We start from the raw sequence: 21,733 nt of genomic DNA, 5'->3' as shown, positions 1-21,733 counted from the left end.
GGGATAAGAGATGGTAGCAAAGAAACTAAAGCGGGCGCGTTTGATTTATAATCCTACTTCCGGACAGGAAATTATGAAAAAAAATGTAGCAGACGTTCTTGATATTTTGGAAGGATTTGGATATGAAACGAGCGCATTTAGGACCACACCGGATAAAGATTCTGCTAAAAATGAAGCTGCTCGTGCGGCAAAAGCCGGTTTTGACTTGGTCATTGCAGCAGGAGGGGACGGGACAATCAATGAAGTTGTCAGTGGAATAGCTCCTCTGCGCAAGCGCCCTAAAATGGCGATTATACCAACTGGGACAACGAATGATTTTGCGCGCGCTCTAAAAATTCCTCGAGGCAATCCCATTGAAGCGGCTCAGATGATTGGAAAGAATCAATCTATTCATATGGATATCGGCAGAGCCTATAATAATAAATATTTCATTAATATTGCTGCTGCAGGCAGCTTGACAGAGCTGACCTACAGCGTTCCAAGCCAGCTAAAGACCATGTTTGGCTATCTGGCTTATCTGGTTAAAGGTGCGGAATTGCTGCCGCGCGTGCGCAATGTTCCTGTCAAAGTTGTCCATGATCATGGTGTCTTTGAAGGAAAAGTTTCTATGATTTTCGTAGCTTTGACGAATTCTGTTGGCGGATTTGAAACGATTGCACCAGATGCTAAATTAGACGATGGCCAATTTACCTTGATACTTGTTAAGACGGCAAATCTTTTTGAATTGACAGGTCTGATTCGTTTGGTTTTGACAGGCGGACGCCATATTAATCATAAAAAAATCGAATATATTAAAACCAGTTATCTACAGATTATCCCCCAAGGAGAAAAATCCAAGCGGATGATGATAAATCTTGATGGCGAGTATGGCGGTGATGCTCCCATTGAATTATACAATTTAAAAAATCATATCGAGTTCTTTGCTAATACAGATGAAATTTCAGATGATGCGATCACTTTAGATACAGAAGAATTAGTTTTAGAGGCGATTGCTCAAAAATTTGCCAGAGAAGCAGAGCATTTGGAAGGCAGCAAAAACGAAGAGGAAGGTGACTCAGGTAATACTGTATGAAAAATTCTGTCGTTGTCCACTACCACAGTAATAATGGCAATTATTTTGACCTTAATATGTGGCAGTGGCTAGAAGGTCATATGGGAAAAGATGCTTTTTTCTCACGTTTTGATAGTTTTGGAATTGTCGGTAATTTAAGCTATGAGTCAGATCAATTTCAAAACCATGTCTACCTTATTGTAAAAAATGCCGACTGGTCTACTCGAACGCCTGATTTTCGGATTAATTGTGATCCTGGCTTAACAAAAAGAGAAGTTTGGATTGTACAGGGAGACGATACCTTATACTATTCCAGACAGGCAGCTGTAGCCAGTCATGCTTACAGTCAGCGCCAGCCTCATGCTTTTGATCCAGCTCTTAATTTTCAGCGCTTTGATCATGAATGGGGCTTTCAAGGCTGGCTTGGTTTTTCTTACCGTAAAGAAGCTACTGAATTTCGCCTTTGGGCTCCGACAGCGAAGAAAGTCGAGTTGATTATTTATAGGTCCACAGATGAAAAGTCCAGTGTTCTTAAAGTATTGAAAATGAAACGCGGCGGACGCAGAGCACCTGATAACCATGACGAAAATACCCATGGCGTTTGGTCTTTAACAGTTGATGAGGACTTAAACTATCACGCCTATTCTTACCGTGTTTATTATAGACGCAAGACTTTTAGAACGACAAGAGATCCTTATACTATTGCGACTACAGCTAATGGGCAGCGTTCTATTGTGATTGCTGATGCTGACTTGACTCCTGCAGGTTTTACGGTTAAACAAGGCAAAGAAGCTTTTTGGCGTCTTAGTAACCCTGCTCAGGCGGTCATCACAGAGATGCATATTCGTGATTTTTCAAAATCTGCAACCTCAGGTGTTCGGCAGGAGAACCGCGGAAAATTTCTAGGTGCTTTTGAAAAAGGGACTAAAAATGCTTATGGAGATAAGACAACGTTTGATTATCTCAAGGATTTAGGCATTAGCTATGTTCAGCTGCAGCCGGTTTTCGATCATCATCAAAGTTTTAATGATGATGGAAGCTATGCTTACAATTGGGGCTATGATCCTGAAAATTACAATGTGCCTGAAGCTAGTTTTTCAAGCAATCCGCATGCTCCGACTGCCCGTATTTTAGAATTGAAACAGCTTATTCAGGCTTATCATGAAGCGGGGATTGGGGTCATTATGGATGTGGTGTACAATCATACCTATTCATCTTATGATTCAGCTTTTCAGTTGGCTGTTCCTGATTATTATTACCGTATGAACAGTGATGGTTCCTTTCAGAATGGATCTGGCTGCGGAAATGAAACAGCCAGTGAAAAAGAGATGTTCAGAAAATATATGATTGACTCTATTTTGTATTGGATTCACGCTTATAATATTGATGGTTTTCGTTTTGATTTGATGGGGCTGCATGATGTCGAAACAATGAATGCTATCCGATCGGCCGTCGATGAAGTAGACCCTAATATCTTGCTCTATGGTGAGGGCTGGGATATGGGAACTGGTCTTATGCCGGAAAATAAGGCTAAAAAAGAAAATGCTTTTCAAATGCCTCGTATTGGCTTTTTTAACGATGATGCACGCAATGCTATTAAAGGGGCAGAAGTGTATGGGGATTTTGAAAGAGGTTTTGTTTCTGGAGAAGCTAGGGAAGACAAAATTGCTAAGGCCTTCTTAGGGAGTGATGAGTTAGCACCTTATCTTAGGCCAACTCAGGTAGTGAATTATGTGGAAGCACATGATAATTACAATTTAAATGACCTTCTGTGGGTTTTGAATTCTAAGGACAGCCAAGATGTCCATGTTCAGCGTGTAGAGCTGGCTACAAGTCTTGGAATACTTATGCAAGGAGTCGCTTTTATAGAATTAGGGCAAGAATTTTTAAGAACAAAACTTTTTCCTACAGGGCCTGATGGAGAGATAACAGAGGAAGATAGGCAGCGTGCTATGAATAGTTACAACGCACCAGATGAGGTTAATCAGGTTGATTGGAACAATGTTACTTTTTATAAATCAACTGTTGATTTTGTCAGAAAGCTCATTGCCCTTAAAACGAAAGAAGCTGTTTTTTCTTATCAGACCTTTGAAGATATTCGCAAGCACATCTATGTTGAATCAGCTGAATATGGTTCTGGTTTAGTGGCTGCTACAATCAGCAGTGGCAGCAAAACCTTCAAATTAATTTTTAATAACCGTGGAAAAAATTCCCAAATTGATATGACAGCATACGAAAATTATGATATAATATTAACAAATGTAAAACGCTTACATAAACTGAAAAGTCAATTTGAATTTTTGTCAGCTACGGTCTTTGAATTAAAAAAATAATCCAAGTTTTACTTGGGTTATTTTTCTTTTTTTAAAGGACTTTTCAGTGACCGCTGCCTAGCTAAGACAAATGTTAAGGAGGTGACAGGATGAACGAAAAAGAGGCTCTCAGAACATTTGGTACAGGAGAAAATTTTCATGCTCAGCATTATTTTGGCTTTCATAAAGCCGAAAAAAACGGACTGGCTGGCTATGTATTTAGAGTCTGGGCACCAAATGCTGAGGATCTTCATTTGATCGGTGATTTTACAGACTGGTCTGACCATCCTATACAAATGGTAAAAAACGAAGCCGGTGTCTGGGAAGTTTTTACAGATTTGCCTAAGGAGGGACAGATTTATAAATACCTTGTCAAAAGACAAGGCGGTCAGGTCGTTGAAAAAATGGATCCCTTTGCTGTCTATTTGGAAGATCGTCCTGGTACGGGAGCGTTGATTCGAACCATTCCCGAAAAAAAATGGAAAGACGGCCTTTGGTTGGGACGGCGTAAACGATTGGGCTTCTTTAATAGGCCGGTATCTATTTATGAAGTGCATGCCGGATCTTGGAATCAAAATGAAGACGGCAGCCCTTATACTTTTGCACAATTGACAAAGGAGCTGATTCCTTATCTGGTCAAGATGAATTATACTCACGTTGAGTTTATGCCATTAATGGCTCATCCTCTGGGAATGAGCTGGGGTTATCAGCTGATGGGCTTCTTTGCTTTAGAACACAGCTATGGCAGCCCTGAGGAATTTCAGGACTTTGTAGAAGCCTGTCATCTTAACAATATTGGTGTCATTGTGGACTGGGTTCCAGGACATTTTACACAAAATGATGATGCCTTAGCTTATTTTGATGGGACAGCAACTTTTGAATATCAGGATCATGATAGAGCGCATAATTATCGTTGGGGAGCTTTGAATTTTGATCTTGGCAAAAATCAAGTCCAGTCTTTTCTGATTTCTAGTGCTAAATTTTGGATTGATTTTTATCATATTGATGGTATCCGCGTGGATGCTGTCAGCAATATGCTTTATCTAGATTATGATGAAGGCCCCTGGCAGCCTAATCAAGAAGGCGGCAATCGTAATTTAGAAGGTTATTATTTCTTACAGCGTTTAAATACAGTCTTAAAACTAGCTCATCCAGATGTCATGATGATTGCGGAAGAGTCAACAGCTTCAACTAAAATCACGGGCCGTCGTGAAGAAGGAGGTCTGGGTTTTGATTATAAGTGGAATATGGGCTGGATGAATGATCTGCTTAGATTTTATGAAGAGGATCCTATTTATCGTAAATACGATTTTAATTTAGTGACTTTTAGTTTTATGTATCTCTTCTCAGAAAACTTTATTTTACCTTTTTCACATGATGAGGTTGTACATGGTAAGAAGAGTTTGATGCATAAAATGTGGGGAGATCGCTATAATCAGTTTGCAGGCTTGAGAAATCTTTACACTTATCAAATGTGCCATCCAGGAAAGAAGCTTCTTTTTATGGGAAGTGAATTTGGTCAGTTTTTAGAATGGAAGTATGATCAAGCTCTTGAGTGGGGCAATCTTGAGGAAGAAGATGGACTCAACCTCAAAATGCAGACCTTCACAAGTAAGCTCAATCAGTTTTATAAAGATCATAAAGCACTATGGCAGCTTGATCTAAGCTATGATGGCCTTGAAATTATTGATGCAGATAATGTTGATCAAAGTGTTTTATCCTTTATTCGTAAAGACGCTAAAGGAGATATGCTGATTTGTATTTTTAATATGGTACCTGTTGAACGCCGCCATTTTAAAATAGGTGTTCCGCTTGCAGGAATTTATGAAGAGATATGGAATACAGAGCTTGAAGAATACGGTGGTGTTTGGAAAGAACATAATGAAACTGTGCAGACACAAAAAGAATTGTGGAAGCACTATGAAAATACACTTTGTTTTACGCTGCCTGCTTTAGGAGCAAGTATTTGGAAAATTAAACGTCGTTTAAGAAAATAAGGTAACTTGGGAAGGATAGATTATATGAAGAATGAAATGTTAGCTCTTATTCTTGCTGGAGGGCAAGGAACACGTCTTGGAAAACTGACACAAAGCATTGCCAAACCTGCTGTACAGTTTGGAGGACGCTATCGTATTATCGATTTTGCTCTCTCTAATTGTGCTAATTCAGGAATTAATAATGTCGGAGTAATCACTCAATATCAGCCTTTGGCGCTTAACAGCCATATTGGAAATGGTTCTAGCTGGGGTCTTGATGGTATTGATTCTGGAGCAACTATTTTGCAGCCTTATTCAGCAACAGAAGGAAACCGTTGGTTCCAAGGGACCAGCCATGCTATTTACCAAAATATTGATTATATTGACAGTATTGATCCAGAATACGTTTTGATCTTATCTGGAGATCATATTTATAAAATGGATTATGATGACATGCTGCAAACTCATAAAGATAATCTAGCCAGTCTGACAGTCGCTGTTATCGATGTTCCTCTTAAAGAAGCTAGCCGCTTTGGGATTATGAACACAGACTCTAATGATCGAATCGTTGAGTTTGAAGAAAAACCTGAGCATCCCAAATCCACAAAAGCTTCTATGGGAATCTATATTTTTAACTGGCGCCGTCTGCGCAATATGCTGGTAGATGCCGAAAAAAATAACATTGACATGTCTGACTTTGGTAAAAATGTTATCCCTGCCTATCTTGAATCTGGCGATCGTGTCTATACTTACAATTTCAAGGGTTACTGGAAAGATGTTGGTACTATTGAATCGCTTTGGGAAGCTAATATGGAGTATATTGGTGAAGATAATGAGCTCAACAGCCGTGACCGTTCCTGGAAGATTTACTCCAGAAACCTCATTGCACCGCCAAACTTTATCGCAGACGAGGCCAGTGTAAAAGACTCGCTTGTTGTAGATGGCTGCTTTGTATCTGGCAAGGTTGAACATTCTATTCTCTCAACAAATGTTCAGGTTAAAGAGGGAGCTGAAATTAAGGACTCCTTTATTATGAGCGGTGCTGTGATTGGCGAAGGAGCTAAAATAAGGCGAGCCATTGTTGGTGAAGGGGCTAAAATTGGCGAAGGTGTTGAAATTGAAGGCACAGATGACGTTCAAGTTATTGGATATAATGAAGTAGTGGGGGTTCCAAATGAAGATTGATAAATATTCTGCAATTCTCGGGAGTGCTATTGGTTTTCCTGAAATGAAAGGCCTGACAGATACACGTCCTTTGGCTAGTTTGCCTTTTGATGGCAAATACCGTTTAATTGATTTTCAATTATCCAGCCTAGCTAATGCAGGTATCCGCAGTGTCTATGGTATTTTTCGCGGACAAAATATTCGCTCTATTTTTGATCATATCCGCAGCGGCCGTGAATGGGGATTAAATACACTTCTTAGTCATTATTTTCTTGGTTTTTATAATACGAGAGAAGACAGTGTTTATGCTGATGAAGAATATTATGATCAGATTTTAACCTATCTCAAACGCTCAGGTTCAGATTTGACTGTTTATATGAGCAGTGATATTCTTTGTAATATTGATTTAGAGCAAGTTATCCATTTGCATAATGCGAATGAACGTCACATGACAGTGGTTTATAAAAAATTACCGGCTGAGTCTATTTCTGCAGCTAATGATATTTTGGAAATTGACGAGACAGATTCTGTCGTTGGACGCCGAGAATTTGAGGCTTCTAATCCGGTTGAAAAGATGTCAGCAGGCATTTATGTTATCAGCACACCTTGGCTGATTGAACAAATTGAAAAAGAGATGGAAAAAAATGAGCCTCAGAATCTTCGCTTTTTGCTTCGTGATTTAGCAGTGGCAGATAAAGCCCTTGCTTTTGAATACACTGGCTATCTGGCTAATATCTCTTCGGTCAGCTCTTATTACAAAGCGAATATGGATATGCTGGATCCTCAAAAGTTCTATTCATTGCTTTATTCTAATCAAAAAGTTTATACAAAAGTTAAGAATGAAGAAGCAACTTATTTTGCAAGGGAATCAACTGTTAAAAATGCTCAGTTTGCTTCAGGAAGTATTGTGCGAGGAACTGTTGAGCATTCAATTATTTCGCGTAATTGCCGAGTCTCGGCTAATTCTCAGGTTACAAACAGTATAATCTTCCCTAAAGTTACGATTGGTGAAGGAGCTGTTGTGGAAAATGCGATTATTGATAAAAATGTCAGTATTGCAGCAGGAGTGACGATTCGAGGAAGCAAAGAAAATCCTGTTGTTATCGGAAAAACAAGTGAGGTTGTTGAGGATATAGTATAATGAAAATTTTATTTGTAGCGGCAGAAGGCTCCCCTTTTGCTAAGATAGGTGGTTTAGGTGATGTGATTGGTGCATTGCCTAAATCTCTGGTTAAAAAGGGAAATGAAGTAAGTGTTATCCTTCCTTATTATGACAGTATTGATGCTAAATTTGGTGAAGAAATAGAAGATCTTTTCTATTTCTTTACGAATGTTGGCTGGCGTCATGAATATGTTGGTATCAAACATACGGTCAAAGACGGTGTTGATTTTTACTTTATTGATAACAATCATTATTTTTACCGCGGTCAGGTTTATGGAGAATTTGACGACGGTGAACGCTTTGCTTTCTTTCAGTTAGCAGCATTGGAAGCGATGGAGAAGATTGATTTTATTCCAGATATACTGCATGTTCATGATTACCATACTGCTATGATTCCTTTCTTGCTGAAGGAAAAGTACCACTGGATTAATGCTTATCAAAAGATTAAAACGGTCTTTACCATTCATAATATTGAATTTCAGGGTCAATTTGCTCCTTCTCTTTTAGGAGAAGTCTTTGGTGTTGGCGAAGAGCGTTATTGGGATGGAACCTTGCGCTGGAGAGACTGCCTAAATTGGATGAAGGCTGCTATTCTTTATGCTGATCGTGTGACGACTGTATCTCCCTCTTATGCTCAAGAAATTCAAACGCCTGAGTTTGGTAAAGGACTTGATCAAATCATGCGCATGGAGTCTGGTAAGTTAAGCGGTATCGTGAATGGAATTGATACCGAATTATTGGATCCAAGAACAGATGAGCATTTGCTGGCCCATTTTTCAAAAGATGACTTATCAGGCAAAGCAAAAAATAAGGCAGCCTTGCAGGAGCAGCTTGGTTTGCCGGTGCGTGATGATGTTGCTCTCATTGGAGTTGTCTCTCGCTTGACAGATCAAAAAGGTTTTAATCTGGTTGTCAATGAACTCAATGCCATGATGCAGATGGATATTCAGCTTGTTTTATTGGGAACAGGCTATGCCGAATTTGAGAATGCTTTTTCATGGTTTGCTCAAGCCTATCCTGAGAAAATGTCTGCTAATATCATGTTTGATTTGACCTTGGCTCAGCAGATTTATGCAGCCAGTGATATTTTCTTAATGCCAAGTGCTTTTGAACCCTGCGGCCTTTCGCAGATGATGGCTATGCGCTACGGCAGTCTTCCTCTTGTACATGAAGTAGGAGGTCTGCGTGATACAGTTATTCCTTATAATGAATTTGACAAAACAGGGACTGGCTTTGGTTTCCAAGAATTTTCAGGTTATTGGCTGACTAGAACCTTAGCAAAAGCTTTGGATGTTTACTATAACAGAGAAAAGGACTGGAAGAAGCTGCAGGAAAGTGCTATGACGACTGATTTTTCATGGGATACAGCCAGTCAGGCTTATGAACATTTATATAGAGAACTTGTCTAAGTTAGGTCTTATTTTAGGGAAAGGAATATCATGCAATTAACAAAAGAAAAATTTATTCGTGATTTTAAAGATACTCTTCATGAAGAACAGTTAATCAAAGTAGCTGAGGCCACACCAACGGAACTTTTTGCTTCCTTAGCAAAAGTTATTCGTAAATATTACACACCGCTATGGCTGGAAAGAAATCGAAATATCTCAGAAAAACAGCAAAAAGTAGCTTATTACTTTTCCATTGAATTTCTTCCTGGACGGATGCTTGAAACAAATCTTTTGAATTTAGGGATTCTAGAGACAGTTAAGGAAGGATTTACAGACCTAGGTGTCGATTTTGAACTAGTAAAAAATGCCGAACATGATATGGCATTGGGAAACGGCGGATTAGGCCGGCTAGCCGCTGCTTTTATGGACTCGCTGGCGACAACAGGCTATCCAGGTTTTGGCAATGGCCTTCGCTATAAATACGGCCTCTTTAAGCAGCGGATAGTTGATGGCTATCAGGTTGAGCTTCCTGACTCTTGGTTTGGTTCTGTTGGCAATGTTTGGGAGACACGTAAAGATCATGATACCGTTGAAGTAAAACTTTTTGGGAATGTTTATCTACAGGCCAATGAAGAAGGACGTATCGTTCCTGTTTATGACGGCGCGCAGGTTCTTCGTGCTGTCCCTTATGATGTCCCGCAAATCGGTTACGGTAATGACAATATTAATAATCTTCGCCTTTGGGATGTTGAAATCCCTGAAGAATATGAACTGGATTATCCCACTTTAGAATCACGCCGCCGTGTTAAAAATATTACAGCTATCCTTTATCCAGATGATTCTAATTATGAAGGAAAAGAATTGCGTTTGATTCAGGAATACTTTATGACAAGTGCAGGACTTCAAACGATTATCAAATCTTATTTGAAGCAAGGGCTGCCGCTTGAGAAGATCCATGAAAAAGTTTCAGTGCACACTAACGATACTCATCCAGCAGTAGCTCCTGCCGAATTCATGCGTTTACTAGTAGATGAATATGGACTGGAATGGGATCAAGCTTGGGAAACCACGGTTAAAACCATGAGTTATACCAATCATACTATTCTTTCAGAAGCCTTGGAAAAATGGGATGCTGGGCTTTTCAAGCATGTTCTTCCCCGTGTTTACCAAATTGTTCTTGAAATAGACAACCGTTTTGTAGCGGGTCTGGCGCAAAAAGGGATTGATCCGCAGATCATTGAAAATACACGGATTGTTAAAGATAATCAGATCCACATGGCCAATCTTGCCATTATTGGCGGGCATTCTGTTAACGGTGTGGCTAAGCTTCATACCGAATTGCTTAAAGAAGATACACTGCATGATTTTTACATGCTTTATCCCGGAAAATTTAACAATAAGACCAATGGTATCGTTCAGCGCCGCTGGACACAGATTGCAGCACCGGAGCTTTCGAAAGCACTGGATCAGACTATCGGCAAGAACTGGCGCAAAGATATTCATGAATTGCGAAAATTAAATGAATTTGTAGATGATCAAGCTGTTCTCAATACTTTCTACCGTGTCAAACAGGATGCCAAAGCCAAATTAGCAGCCTATATTAAAGAAACAACAGGTATTGATGTTTCTACCGAGGCGATCTTTGATGTCCAAGTAAAGAGGCTGCATGCATACAAACGGCAGCTTTTAAACCTTTTGCATATTATCAAATTGTACTGGGATCTAAAAGATAATCCAGATAAAGATATGGTTCCTAGAGTCTTTATCTTTGGCGCTAAAGCAGCACCGGGCTATCATTTTGCGAAATCTGTCATTAAATTGATTAACGAACTGGCTAATCTTATCAATCATGATGATTCTCTTCAAGGGAAACTCAAAGTTGTTTTCTTAGAAAACTATAATGTCAGTTTAGCAGAACTCATTATTCCAGCAGCCAATGTATCCGAACAGATTTCACTAGCTTCTAAAGAAGCCTCAGGGACTTCTAATATGAAGTTTATGATGACAGGAGCTATTACGCTGGCAACGCTGGATGGTGCAAATATTGAAATTAAAGATGAAGTCGGTGATGATAATATCATTATCTTTGGTATGAATAAAGATGACGTCTACCGGCATTATGAAAGCCATGATTATTATTCACGCGGTGTTTATGAATCCAATCCGCTCATTCGCCGTGTGGTAGACACCTTTATCAATGGTACGATTCCTAATAGCCAAAGTGAAGGCACTGAAATTTATGAGGCTCTGATAACACATAATGATGAATATTTCCTTTTGGAAGACTTTACTTCCTATGTAGAAGCACAAGAAAAAATTGATTCACTTTATCGCGATCAAGAGACCTGGCAGCGTATGAGTTTACGTAATATTGCAAACTCAGATAAATTTACTTCTGATGATACGATTACAGAATATGCTAAAGAAATTTGGCATTTAGAAAAATAAGCCTTCCCAAAGGGAGCAGCAGAATTGAAAGGATTCTTGTTGCTCCCTTATTTTTAGAGAGAAAATAGTTTGTAACTGTTTGATCTAAAGAAAAAGAGCCAAAAAACTATTGACTTTATTTAAATCAAAGAAAGTCAACTTTTAAATGGTGTTCTTAGCTTTTTTGTCCACTTTAAAGAAGCATTTATCTTACTTTTAATGATAGATTTTAAAAAGACTGGGGCAGGAAAAAAAGCAAAATGGGAAAAAGAAATGAAAATATTATGAAAAGGTAAAGACAATTCGTTATTTTCGTTGACAAATGCCGGAAATAGGAATAAACTAAACGAGTAAAAAATATAAAAGGAGAATTCTTATGTTACAGAATTTAGCTATTTTAGCACTTGGTATTGCTGTTATGGGAGTTAGTATTGGCGAAGGTATTCTTGTTGCCAATATTGCCAAATCATCAGCCCGTCAGCCAGAAATGTACAGTAAATTTCAAACCCTTATGTTTCTTGGTGTAGCCTTTATTGAAGGTACTTTCTTTGTCTTGCTTGCATGTACTTTCTTTGTAACAACAAGAGGTTAGTTTTTAGGGTTACTTAGAAGGAAGGAGGGTGTCAGTTGGAAACAACAGTAAATCCAACAGTCCATTTTTTAGGAATTACGTTTGATTTGACGATTCTTGTTATGTCTCTCTTGACTGTTGTAATAGCATTTGGTCTTATTTTTTGGGCAACCCGCCGCATGGCACTGAAACCTAAAGGAAAACAAGGCTTTATTGAGTTTATCTATGACTTCGTTCAAGGTGTCATGCGTCCTGTTCTTGGAAAATATTCTGCAAACTACAGTTTGTTTATATTTACCCTTTTCTTCTTTATTCTGATTGCAAATAATGTAGGCCTGCTGGCTAAGCTGACAACCAAAGAATACAATTTTTGGAGTTCGCCGACTGCTAATTTTATGGTAGACCTGACCCTTTCTTTGATGGTGGCTTGTGTTGTCCATATTGAAGGCATTCGCAAAAGAGGTCTCAAAAAATATCTTAAGAGTTATCTCAGTCCTTATCCGGCTATGCTGCCTATGAATCTTTTGGAACAGTTCACTAATGTGATTTCCTTGGCTCTTCGTCTTTTTGGGAATATTTTTGCCGGAGAAATTGTCATGTCTCTTTTGGTTAGTTTTGCACATTATAGTGCCATTACAGGTCCCATTGGCTTTATTTTAAACATGATTTGGACAGCCTTTTCGATCTTTATTTCATGTATTCAGGCTTATGTATTTATCATTTTGACATCTACATATCTTGGCAATAAAGTTAATGTTGAGGATGAGGAAGAATAAGAAAGGAGTTAAGCACTATGTCAATGCTTATTAACAGTACAAGTCTTGGTAATCTTATTATCACTACGGGTTCAGTTATTCTTTTATTTATTTTAATTAAACGCTTTGCTTGGAAACAGCTGACTGGAATTTTTGAAGCGCGTGATAAAAAGATTGCTGATGATATTGATAGTGCCCAATCAGCTCGGCAAGAAGCAGAAGTGTTAGCGCAAAAACGTGAAACAGAGCTATCTAATGCTAAAGATGAAGCCAATCAAATTGTTACAGATGCTAAAGCAACTGGTGAGGCAAAAGGCCGGCAAATCGTTACAGATGCCAGAGAACAGGCCGATCAGCTAAAAGAAAAAGCCAATCAAGATATTGAACAGGATAAGGCAGAAGCTTTATCAAGCGTTAAGGAAGAAGTGGCCGATTTATCTGTTCGCTTAGCTGAAAAAATTATGGCAAGTAAACTTGATAAGGAAGCTCAAAGCAATCTCATTGACAGCTATCTTGATGATCTAGGAGATGCTTAATGGATAAAAAAACACAAGCTCTAATTGAGCAATATGCAAAAAGTCTAGTAGAAGTTGCTGTTGAGCATAAGGAGACAAAAACAATCCAAGAAGAAGTCAATTCTATCTTAGAAGTGTTTGACGGGACTGTACTAGCAGCAACTTTAGCCCATGATGGCATTTATCATTCAGACAAGTCCAAGCTTGTGAGGTTATTTCAAGACTCTTGTTCCCCTTATATGAATAATTTTCTTGAAATAATTTTGCAAAATGAAAGGGAAAACTATCTTTATGCTATTTTAAAGACAGCTGCTGATCTCTTTGCGCATACAACTGAAAGTTATGATATCTCAGTAACATCAGCTGTTGCCTTAACAGACAGTCAAAAGACAAGAATTTTAGAGATGGCTAAAAAGAAGTTTAACATTCGTGATGGCAAACTTGTTGAAAAAATAGATGAAACGATCATTGGCGGTTTTATCATTAATGTTAATAATAGAGTAATTGATACCAGTATTCGTCATCAATTACAGCAACTCAAACTGAAATTAAAATAGAAAGTGGTGTGACTTTTGGCAATTAATGCACAAGAAATTAGCGCTTTAATTAAAAAGCAAATTGAGAACTTCCAGCCAAATTTTGACGTCACAGAAACTGGTGTTGTCACTTATATTGGTGATGGTATCGCGCGTGCCCGTGGCTTAGACAATGCCATGAGCGGTGAACTTCTTGAATTTTCAAACGGTGTTTATGGTATGGCACAAAACCTCGAATCAACTGATGTAGGTATCATTATTCTGGGTGATTTCTCTGGGATTCGTGAAGGTGATGAAGTCAAGCGTACCGGTAAAATTATGGAAGTCCCTGTTGGAGATGCTCTCATAGGCCGTGTTGTTAACCCGATTGGTCAGCCTGTTGACGGTCTGGGAGATATTGAAACGACAGCTACCCGTCCAGTTGAAGCACCTGCACCAGGTGTTATGCAGCGTCAATCTGTTTCTGAACCTTTGCAAACAGGGCTAAAAGCTATTGATGCCCTAGTTCCGATTGGCCGTGGACAGCGTGAATTGATTATTGGTGACCGCCAAACCGGGAAAACATCAGTTGCTATTGATGCTATCTTAAATCAAAAAGGCCAAGATATGATTTGTATCTATGTGGCTATTGGTCAAAAAGAATCAACGGTTCGTGCTCAAGTTGAGACCCTTCGAAAATATGGAGCACTTGATTATACTATTGTTGTGACAGCTTCAGCTTCACAGCCTTCACCATTGCTTTTTATTGCGCCTTATGCAGGTGTCGCGATGGCTGAGGAATTTATGTACAATGGTAAACATGTTTTAATTGTTTATGATGATCTATCAAAGCAAGCTGTAGCTTATCGGGAATTGTCACTTTTGCTGCGCCGTCCGCCAGGCCGTGAAGCTTATCCAGGAGATGTTTTTTATCTCCACAGCCGTTTGCTGGAGCGATCAGCTAAGCTCTCAGACGCTTTAGGCGGTGGTTCTATCACAGCTTTGCCTTTTATTGAAACACAGGCTGGTGATATTTCTGCTTATATTGCGACCAACGTTATTTCTATCACTGATGGGCAAATTTTCCTGCAGGAAGATCTATTTAACTCAGGTATTCGTCCGGCTATTGATGCGGGTTCTTCTGTATCACGTGTTGGTGGTTCGGCTCAAATCAAAGCTATGAAGAAGGTTGCAGGAACTTTGCGTCTTGACCTTGCTTCTTACCGCGAACTTGAAGCTTTCACACAATTTGGTTCAGACTTAGATGCAGCGACTCAGGCAAAATTAAATCGAGGCCGCCGTACGGTTGAAATATTGAAACAGCCGCTTCATAAGCCGCTTCCTGTTGAAAAGCAAGTTGTTATTCTGTATGCTTTGACTCACGGCTTTTTAGATGACGTACCAGTTGATGATATATTGGCTTTTGAAGAGGCGCTTTATGATTACTTTGATGCTCATTATGAAGACATCTTTGAAACCATCAGAACAACAAAAGATTTGCCAGATGAAGCTACTTTAGATGCTGCAATCAAGGCCTTTAAAGACCAATCACAATTTAAATAATAGGAGGTTCTAATATGGCAGGATCTCTCAGTGAAATTAAGGGAAGAATTGTCTCAACTCAGAAAACAAGTCATATCACGGGAGCCATGCAAATGGTTTCCGCAGCAAAACTGACTAAATCTGAGCAGGCAGATAAGGATTTTCAGATTTATGCTTCTAAAATCCGTCAAATTACGACTGACTTATTAAAATCAGAATTGATCTCTGGTTCCGTTAATCCCATGTTGGTATCACGTCCTGTTAAAAAAACAGGCTATATCGTTATTACATCCGATAAGGGTTTAGTTGGCGGTTATAATTCCAAAATTTTAAAAGCCATGATGGACACAATCAATGAATACCATCCAAATAATCAAGAAGATTACGCCATTATATCAATTGGCAGTGTAGGTTCAGATTTTTTTAAGGCACGTGGTATGAATCTTGCTTTTGAACTGCGCGGTTTAGATGATCAGCCAAGTTTTGAACAGGTTAGCCGCATTATCTCACAATCGGTTGAAATGTATAAAAATGAACTTTTTGATGAACTTTATGTCTGCTATAATCATCACGTAAACAGTTTAACCAGTCAGGTACGCATGCAGCAAATGCTTCCTATTGTTGATCTGAATGCTGATGAGGCAACAAAAGCGGGCGGAGCAGGCTTTGAGCTGGAACCAAATCGCGAAATGATTTTGGAGCAGCTCTTGCCCCAGTACACTGAAAGCTTGATTTATGGAGCTATTATTGATGCCAAAACAGCAGAACATGCAGCTGGTATGACTGCTATGAAGACTGCTACTGATAATGCTAAAAATGTTATCAGTGACTTGACTATTCAATACAATCGTGCCCGTCAAGCAGCTATTACGCAGGAAATTACAGAAATCGTGGCAGGTGCAAATGCACTTGAATAATCATATTAAAGTACTTGTTATCATAGCTTTTAAGAAAGACTTTATGGTCATTTAATGCTTGATAATAAGCTAAATGGACTATTAATGAAACAATCTGTTAGGTTGTTTACTCGCAGATCGAAATAAAAAAGTTAACGATAATGTTAATTTTATAATTTCGATCTGTGAATGTCCTTGTCTATTAATTTATAAAGGAGAAATACATGAGCTCAGGCAAAATTGCTCAGGTTATAGGTCCTGTTGTTGATGTTGCATTTTCAGCAGAAGACAAACTACCTGAGATTAATAATGCATTGATTGTTTATAAAGATGGCGATAAATCTCAAAGAATCGTTCTTGAAGTTGCACTTGAACTTGGAGATGGACTTGTGCGCACAATTGCTATGGAATCAACAGATGGGCTTACACGTGGATTGGAAGTTCTTGATACTGGCCGTGCTATCAGCGTTCCAGTAGGGAAAGAAACACTTGGACGTGTTTTCAATGTTCTAGGAGATACTATTGATCTTGAAGAACCATTCCCAGAAGATGCTGAGCGCCAGCCTATCCACAAGAAAGCCCCAGCTTTTGATGCCTTATCAACCGCATCAGAAATACTTGAAACAGGTATTAAAGTTATTGATCTTCTTGCTCCTTACCTTAAGGGTGGTAAAGTTGGTCTTTTCGGTGGTGCCGGTGTTGGTAAAACCGTGCTTATTCAGGAATTGATTCACAACATCGCTCAAGAACACGGCGGTATTTCAGTATTTACCGGTGTCGGTGAACGTACTCGTGAAGGAAATGATCTCTATGGCGAAATGAAGGAATCTGGCGTTATTGAAAAAACAGCCATGGTTTTTGGTCAGATGAATGAACCGCCTGGAGCGCGTATGCGTGTGGCTCTTACAGGCCTTACTATCGCGGAATATTTCCGTGATGTTGAAGGTCAGGACGTGCTCCTCTTTATTGATAATATTTTCCGCTTCACTCAAGCAGGTTCTGAGGTGTCAGCTCTTCTTGGCCGCATGCCTTCGGCTGTTGGTTATCAGCCCACTCTGGCTACTGAGATGGGACAGCTCCAAGAACGTATCACATCAACTAAGAAGGGTTCGGTTACTTCTATCCAAGCTATTTATGTGCCGGCTGATGATTACACAGACCCAGCGCCAGCGACAGCCTTTGCTCACTTGGATTCAACAACCAATTTGGAGCGTAAATTAACACAAATGGGTATCTATCCTGCTGTTGATCCTTTAGCTTCTAGCTCTCGTGCTTTGGCTCCGGAAATTGTTGGCCAGGAACATTATGATGTTGCAACAGAAGTTCAGCATGTTTTGCAGCGTTATCGTGAGTTGCAAGATATCATTGCTATCCTTGGTATGGACGAACTCTCTGATGAAGAAAAAACTTTAGTTGGCCGTGCCCGCCGTATTCAGTTTTTCCTCTCACAAAATTTCCATGTTGCAGAGCAATTTACAGGACAGCCAGGATCTTATGTGCCTGTGACAGAAACTGTTCGCGGATTTAAAGAAATTCTTGAAGGAAAGCATGACGATCTACCTGAGGATGCTTTTCGCAATGTCGGTGCTATTGAGGATGTCGTTGAAAAAGCAAAAACGATGAACTTTTAATGAGGTGATCTAAATGGCAAATATGACTGTGCAAATTGTAACGCCAGACGGGCTAAAATACGATCATCATGCAAAGTTTATCTTAGTAAGAACGCCAGATGGAGACTTAGGTATTTTAGCTAACCATGAAAATTTGATAGCTCCGCTTGAAGTTCATGAAATGAAAATTAAGCGGATTGATGATGATAGTCATGTTGACTGGGTTGCAGTCAATGGCGGTATTATTGAAGTTAAGGATAATATTGTAACAATTGTTGCAGATTCAGCTGAGCGTGAACGTGATATTGATCTCTCTCGTGCTGAACGTGCTAAGCAGCGTGCAGAAAAAGAAATCAAAGAAGCGAAAGAGCAACATCGCATTGATGAGGTTCAACGTGCTCAGGTTGCATTGCGGCGTGCTCTTAATCGTATCAATGTAGGATCTAAATAAGACAAAACAGAAAAAATCAATTTTCTGTTTTTTTTTTGATATAATAAATGCATGGATATTTTACAAAATAGCGTAATGCTGATTAGTCATTTTATTTTTATCGCAATATTTTATTATTTATTGCTTCAGTTATTTGATTGGGCTAAAATTATCAGAAGAAGTGCCGAAAATATCGGGCGTTTGAAACTGTTCTTATTATTTATTAGTATCGTTGTAGGCTATGCTGTCAGCAGTTTTATCTGGTCTGTTATCTCTCTAAGCCGGGAAGTATTTTTACAATTTAATTGATACGAAATTGTAATCTATTATGATATAATGCTAGATAATGATTAAAAAATTGGAGTAAGTTCGTGGATAAAATTATTATAGAAGGCGGAAAAACACAATTAAAAGGAGAAGTTATCATTGAGGGAGCTAAAAATGCTGTACTCCCTCTTTTAGCAGCGACTATTCTGCCTACAGAAGGGCAGACAGTGCTGAAAAATGTTCCCATCTTATCTGATGTCTTTACAATGAATAATGTGGTCCGTGGTTTAGATGTTACTGTTCACTTTAATGAAGCTGAAAATGAGGTGACTGTTGATGCTAGAGGCGACATTCTTGATGTTGCTCCTTATGAGTATGTCAGCAAAATGCGTGCTTCTATTGTTGTATTAGGACCTATTTTAGCCAGAAATGGGCATGCCAAAGTATCTATGCCTGGAGGCTGCACAATTGGCAGCCGGCCGATTGATCTCCATTTAAAAGGTTTGGAGGCAATGGGAGCTAAAATTGAGCAAACAGGCGGAGATATTACAGCAACAGCTGATCGTTTAAAGGGAGCCAATATCTATATGGATTTTCCCAGTGTAGGTGCTACACAAAACCTGATGATGGCAGCAACACTGGCAGAAGGGACGACAACTATCGAAAATGCTGCGCGTGAACCTGAGATTGTGGATCTGGCTAATCTTCTTAATAAAATGGGAGCTAGTGTTACCGGTGCGGGAACAGAAAATTTAACGATTATCGGTGTTGATAAAATGCATGGAGCTGAGCACAGCGTTGTTCAAGACCGGATTGAAGCCGGAACATTTATGGTAGCCGCAGCAATGACAAATGGCGATGTCTTGATTAAAGACGCGGTCTGGGAGCACAACCGTCCCCTGATTTCTAAGTTACGGGAGATGGGAGTTGAGGTCACAGAAGAAGAAGCAGGCATCCGAGTGGTTTCTAATCTTGATCATTTAAAACCTGTGACTGTAAAAACCATGCCCCATCCGGGTTTTCCGACAGATATGCAGGCTCAGTTTACAGCACTGATGGCAGTTGTATCAGGTGAGTCAACAATGATTGAAACTGTTTTTGAAAATCGTTTTCAGCATTTAGAAGAAATGCGCCGTATGGGCCTAAACTCAGAAATTTTGCGCGATACTGCAAGAATTCATGGAGGCTTACCGCTTCAAGGGGCTCAGGTTATGTCAACAGATCTTAGAGCAAGTGCAGCACTCATTTTAACTGGTATGGTAGCAGAAGGAACGACTATTGTTGGTAAGCTAACGCATTTGGATCGCGGCTATTATAAATTTCATGAAAAATTAGCTCAGCTAGGAGCTAACATCCGCCGAGTCAATGGAGATTCATGATGAATAGTGGCTGGAAATATGTCCGCAATCAGCTGGCTTTTCTTCTTTTGCTTGCTTTATTAGGTCTTGTCTTCTTAGCACTTGGTTTGATGATTGGCTACAGTTTCATTGGTGAGGGGAAGGATCCTTTATCTGTCTTATCATGGGATAAATGGCAGTCCATCATTAATAAATTTACGGGAAAGTAGGGCAACCTGCTTTTTAATTAAGACTCAATATCTCTTCAAACTAGAAAGTTAGCCGCAGGCAGTACTTAGCATACGGCAAAGTGATGCTGACCTAGCTTGGAGAGATTTTCAAAGAGTATAGACAATCCCATATATAAAGGAAAGATATGAGAAAAAAGAACAGACAACAGCAGCGTTTTTTAGTTTCAATAGCAGCCCTGCTTGTTTTGGCTGCTTTGTCCTATTTTGCTACTAATGATAAGATTGCTGATGGTAATCCTACCAAACAAGTTGCCCAGTTTTTTACGGACAAAGAAAAGGCAGGAAAAAGGCATTCGAATGCTTTTTCTGATAATCAGGATACTCCCAATAAAGGCTTAGCTGATAGTGTTCTGACAGAAAATGTCAAGCAGATTTTGGGAAATCAGCTAAAGTGGAATGGCGCTGGTGCGTATATTTTGAATCATAATAAGACAGATTTAAATGCTAAAGTTGCTAGTATTCCTTATGCAGTTAATGAAACAAAAATAATTCAGGGTAGGATGGTTCCTACAGTTGCTAATGCGCTTTTGGCAAAGTCAACACGGCAGTATAGAAGCCGCAGAGAGATGACAAATAAAGAGACTTATTGGCGTCCTGCTGGTTGGCATCAATTGCATGGTTTAGCCGGAACTTATAATCATGCTGTTGATAGGGGACATTTACTGGCTTATTCTCTTGTTGGTGGCTTAAAAGATTTTGATGCTTCTACTAGCAATCCGAAAAATATTGCTACGCAGACAGCTTGGTCCAATCAAGCAGGAAGTGACAGTTCGACTGGTCAAAATTATTATGAAACAATGATTCGAAAGGCTTTGGATAGCAATAAGCGTGTCCGTTATCGGGTAACACTTATTTATGACACTAACAATATTTTAGCCAGCGGAAGGCAGCTGGAAGCTAAGTCTTCAGATAAAAGCCTTGAGTTTAATGTTTTTATTCCTAATGTTCAGCCAGGTTTGACTTTTGATTATACCACAGGAAAAGTCCAAAAAAATTAAAAACAGCTCTGCTGTTTTTAATCTTAGACTTATAGACAATTTATTTTTCAAGGTAAACATTTTTTAGCTTCTATTAATTTCAATTGTGATTTCTCTTATTTAGGCGAGCAAAGCAAGCTCCAAACGAGACTTTCCGCCGTGATAAAAGAGAGTGGGACAGAAAAATCAATAATCTAAAGAATGTGATTTTTCAGCAAGTCCTCTTTCTACTTGCTGACCTAAAACAGTCCTGTGGACTGTTTTGACTTTCACCTCCGTACAGTTGGTTAGGATAGCCGCTGTCACTTGTACAGCAAGGGATAAGGTTATCCAACCAACCACTGCGTCTTGCAAGTAAAACGACAAAAATGAATGCATGGGGCTTGGGACTTTTGTCTCAGCCTCTTCGGAAGATTTGAGACTTTAGGCTCAAATCTTAGGTATGGAATTCCAAAGGAAGCCGCTGCCGTCCGTATCACCTAAAGAAAGTCTCAAAAGAAGTTTGTCTTCAGTCTGAGTTAAAATCATAGAAAAAATTGACCTTAAATTGCTCTCTATCCGTTGATCTTTTTATTCAACTTAGAGAT

19 protein-coding genes are annotated in these 21,733 nt (G+C 39.3%); all 19 read left to right on the top strand.

Going from position 1 to position 21,733, the window contains the following annotated elements:
- Positions 1-10: 10 nt before the first annotated feature.
- The 19 genes from STRMA_RS04600 to STRMA_RS04515 all read left to right on the top strand — a co-directional run bounded on the left by STRMA_RS04600 (position 11) and on the right by STRMA_RS04515 (position 21,167).
- Positions 11-1,072, top strand: a complete 1,062-nt coding sequence (locus STRMA_RS04600; RefSeq protein WP_003079729.1) for a diacylglycerol kinase family lipid kinase — start codon at positions 11-13, stop codon at positions 1,070-1,072.
- Positions 1,069-3,384: a type I pullulanase gene (gene pulA, locus STRMA_RS04595; RefSeq protein ID WP_003079416.1), complete on the top strand. Its 2,316-nt coding sequence runs from the start codon at positions 1,069-1,071 to the stop codon at positions 3,382-3,384. The genes STRMA_RS04600 and pulA overlap by 4 nt, the downstream gene beginning before the upstream one ends.
- 89 nt (positions 3,385-3,473) lie before the next feature.
- Complete coding sequence (gene glgB / locus STRMA_RS04590; RefSeq protein WP_003081252.1) at positions 3,474-5,360, top strand: 1,4-alpha-glucan branching protein GlgB; 1,887 nt, start codon at positions 3,474-3,476, stop codon at positions 5,358-5,360.
- 24 nt (positions 5,361-5,384) lie between these two features.
- On the top strand, positions 5,385-6,524 hold the full coding sequence (locus STRMA_RS04585) for a glucose-1-phosphate adenylyltransferase (RefSeq protein WP_003079260.1): 1,140 nt from the start codon (positions 5,385-5,387) through the stop codon (positions 6,522-6,524).
- Positions 6,514-7,644, top strand: coding sequence for a glucose-1-phosphate adenylyltransferase subunit GlgD (gene glgD, locus STRMA_RS04580; protein ID WP_003080512.1), 1,131 nt, complete (start codon positions 6,514-6,516; stop codon positions 7,642-7,644). Before STRMA_RS04585 ends, glgD begins: the two co-directional genes overlap by 11 nt.
- Positions 7,644-9,074, top strand: a complete 1,431-nt coding sequence (glgA, locus tag STRMA_RS04575; protein ID WP_003080204.1) for a glycogen synthase GlgA — start codon at positions 7,644-7,646, stop codon at positions 9,072-9,074. The genes glgD and glgA overlap by 1 nt, the downstream gene beginning before the upstream one ends.
- Before the next feature lie 30 nt (positions 9,075-9,104).
- Entirely contained in the window at positions 9,105-11,501 is a 2,397-nt protein-coding gene (locus tag STRMA_RS04570; protein WP_003082456.1) for a glycogen/starch/alpha-glucan phosphorylase, read from the top strand.
- A gap of 355 nt (positions 11,502-11,856) precedes the next feature.
- The gene (locus STRMA_RS04565; RefSeq protein WP_003081958.1) at positions 11,857-12,072 is read left to right on the top strand and encodes a F0F1 ATP synthase subunit C; all 216 of its coding nucleotides are present in this window, start codon (positions 11,857-11,859) and stop codon (positions 12,070-12,072) included.
- Positions 12,073-12,107: 35 nt separating this feature from the next.
- Positions 12,108-12,827: a F0F1 ATP synthase subunit A gene (gene atpB / locus STRMA_RS04560; protein ID WP_003079710.1), complete on the top strand. Its 720-nt coding sequence runs from the start codon at positions 12,108-12,110 to the stop codon at positions 12,825-12,827.
- A 17-nt stretch (positions 12,828-12,844) separates the two neighbouring features.
- Entirely contained in the window at positions 12,845-13,342 is a 498-nt protein-coding gene (atpF, locus tag STRMA_RS04555) for a F0F1 ATP synthase subunit B (RefSeq protein WP_003079479.1), read from the top strand.
- A complete protein-coding gene (locus tag STRMA_RS04550; protein WP_003082367.1) occupies positions 13,342-13,878 on the top strand; it encodes a F0F1 ATP synthase subunit delta in 537 nt (178 codons plus the stop codon). The genes atpF and STRMA_RS04550 overlap by 1 nt, the downstream gene beginning before the upstream one ends.
- A 15-nt stretch (positions 13,879-13,893) precedes the next feature.
- Complete coding sequence (gene atpA, locus STRMA_RS04545; protein WP_003078554.1) at positions 13,894-15,399, top strand: F0F1 ATP synthase subunit alpha; 1,506 nt, start codon at positions 13,894-13,896, stop codon at positions 15,397-15,399.
- A gap of 14 nt (positions 15,400-15,413) precedes the next feature.
- On the top strand, positions 15,414-16,295 hold the full coding sequence (locus STRMA_RS04540; RefSeq protein ID WP_003081977.1) for a F0F1 ATP synthase subunit gamma: 882 nt from the start codon (positions 15,414-15,416) through the stop codon (positions 16,293-16,295).
- Positions 16,296-16,498: 203 nt separating this feature from the next.
- Positions 16,499-17,905, top strand: coding sequence for a F0F1 ATP synthase subunit beta (atpD, locus tag STRMA_RS04535; RefSeq protein ID WP_003080201.1), 1,407 nt, complete (start codon positions 16,499-16,501; stop codon positions 17,903-17,905).
- 13 nt (positions 17,906-17,918) lie between these two features.
- On the top strand, positions 17,919-18,335 hold the full coding sequence (locus STRMA_RS04530; RefSeq protein WP_003079306.1) for a F0F1 ATP synthase subunit epsilon: 417 nt from the start codon (positions 17,919-17,921) through the stop codon (positions 18,333-18,335).
- A 51-nt stretch (positions 18,336-18,386) separates the two neighbouring features.
- Positions 18,387-18,623 carry a DUF1146 family protein gene (locus tag STRMA_RS09465; protein WP_280523028.1) on the top strand — a complete coding sequence of 79 codons (237 nt, stop codon included), beginning with the start codon at positions 18,387-18,389 and terminating at the stop codon, positions 18,621-18,623.
- Between the two features lie 62 nt (positions 18,624-18,685).
- Entirely contained in the window at positions 18,686-19,960 is a 1,275-nt protein-coding gene (murA, locus tag STRMA_RS04525) for a UDP-N-acetylglucosamine 1-carboxyvinyltransferase (RefSeq protein WP_003079654.1), read from the top strand.
- The gene (locus STRMA_RS04520; RefSeq protein ID WP_003078679.1) at positions 19,960-20,148 is read left to right on the top strand and encodes a DNA-directed RNA polymerase subunit beta; all 189 of its coding nucleotides are present in this window, start codon (positions 19,960-19,962) and stop codon (positions 20,146-20,148) included. The genes murA and STRMA_RS04520 overlap by 1 nt, the downstream gene beginning before the upstream one ends.
- A gap of 146 nt (positions 20,149-20,294) precedes the next feature.
- Positions 20,295-21,167 (top strand): DNA/RNA non-specific endonuclease, encoded by an 873-nt coding sequence (locus STRMA_RS04515; protein ID WP_003080950.1) that lies wholly within the window; start codon positions 20,295-20,297, stop codon positions 21,165-21,167.
- Positions 21,168-21,733: the final 566 nt, after the last annotated feature.

Origin of the sequence: Streptococcus macacae NCTC 11558 (assembly GCF_000187995.2) — a bacterium.
In the GTDB taxonomy this organism is placed as follows: Bacteria; Bacillota; Bacilli; order Lactobacillales; family Streptococcaceae; genus Streptococcus; species Streptococcus macacae.
Note: the sequence above shows the minus strand (reverse complement) of the source record. Positions and strands in the feature narration are given on the sequence as shown.

Bases quoted from the DNA above. Each gene is read 5' to 3' on its own strand.
- STRMA_RS04600 (WP_003079729.1), top strand. From the start codon at position 11: ATGGTAGCAAAGAAACTAAAGCGGGCGCGTTTGATTTATAATCCTACT.
- pulA (WP_003079416.1), top strand. From the start codon at position 1,069: ATGAAAAATTCTGTCGTTGTCCACTACCACAGTAATAATGGCAATTAT.
- glgB (WP_003081252.1), top strand. From the start codon at position 3,474: ATGAACGAAAAAGAGGCTCTCAGAACATTTGGTACAGGAGAAAATTTT.
- STRMA_RS04585 (WP_003079260.1), top strand. From the start codon at position 5,385: ATGAAGAATGAAATGTTAGCTCTTATTCTTGCTGGAGGGCAAGGAACA.
- glgD (WP_003080512.1), top strand. From the start codon at position 6,514: ATGAAGATTGATAAATATTCTGCAATTCTCGGGAGTGCTATTGGTTTT.
- glgA (WP_003080204.1), top strand. From the start codon at position 7,644: ATGAAAATTTTATTTGTAGCGGCAGAAGGCTCCCCTTTTGCTAAGATA.
- STRMA_RS04570 (WP_003082456.1), top strand. From the start codon at position 9,105: ATGCAATTAACAAAAGAAAAATTTATTCGTGATTTTAAAGATACTCTT.
- STRMA_RS04565 (WP_003081958.1), top strand. From the start codon at position 11,857: ATGTTACAGAATTTAGCTATTTTAGCACTTGGTATTGCTGTTATGGGA.
- atpF (WP_003079479.1), top strand. From the start codon at position 12,845: ATGTCAATGCTTATTAACAGTACAAGTCTTGGTAATCTTATTATCACT.
- STRMA_RS04550 (WP_003082367.1), top strand. From the start codon at position 13,342: ATGGATAAAAAAACACAAGCTCTAATTGAGCAATATGCAAAAAGTCTA.
- STRMA_RS04540 (WP_003081977.1), top strand. From the start codon at position 15,414: ATGGCAGGATCTCTCAGTGAAATTAAGGGAAGAATTGTCTCAACTCAG.
- atpD (WP_003080201.1), top strand. From the start codon at position 16,499: ATGAGCTCAGGCAAAATTGCTCAGGTTATAGGTCCTGTTGTTGATGTT.
- STRMA_RS04530 (WP_003079306.1), top strand. From the start codon at position 17,919: ATGGCAAATATGACTGTGCAAATTGTAACGCCAGACGGGCTAAAATAC.
- STRMA_RS09465 (WP_280523028.1), top strand. From the start codon at position 18,387: ATGGATATTTTACAAAATAGCGTAATGCTGATTAGTCATTTTATTTTT.
- STRMA_RS04520 (WP_003078679.1), top strand. From the start codon at position 19,960: ATGAATAGTGGCTGGAAATATGTCCGCAATCAGCTGGCTTTTCTTCTT.
- STRMA_RS04515 (WP_003080950.1), top strand. From the start codon at position 20,295: ATGAGAAAAAAGAACAGACAACAGCAGCGTTTTTTAGTTTCAATAGCA.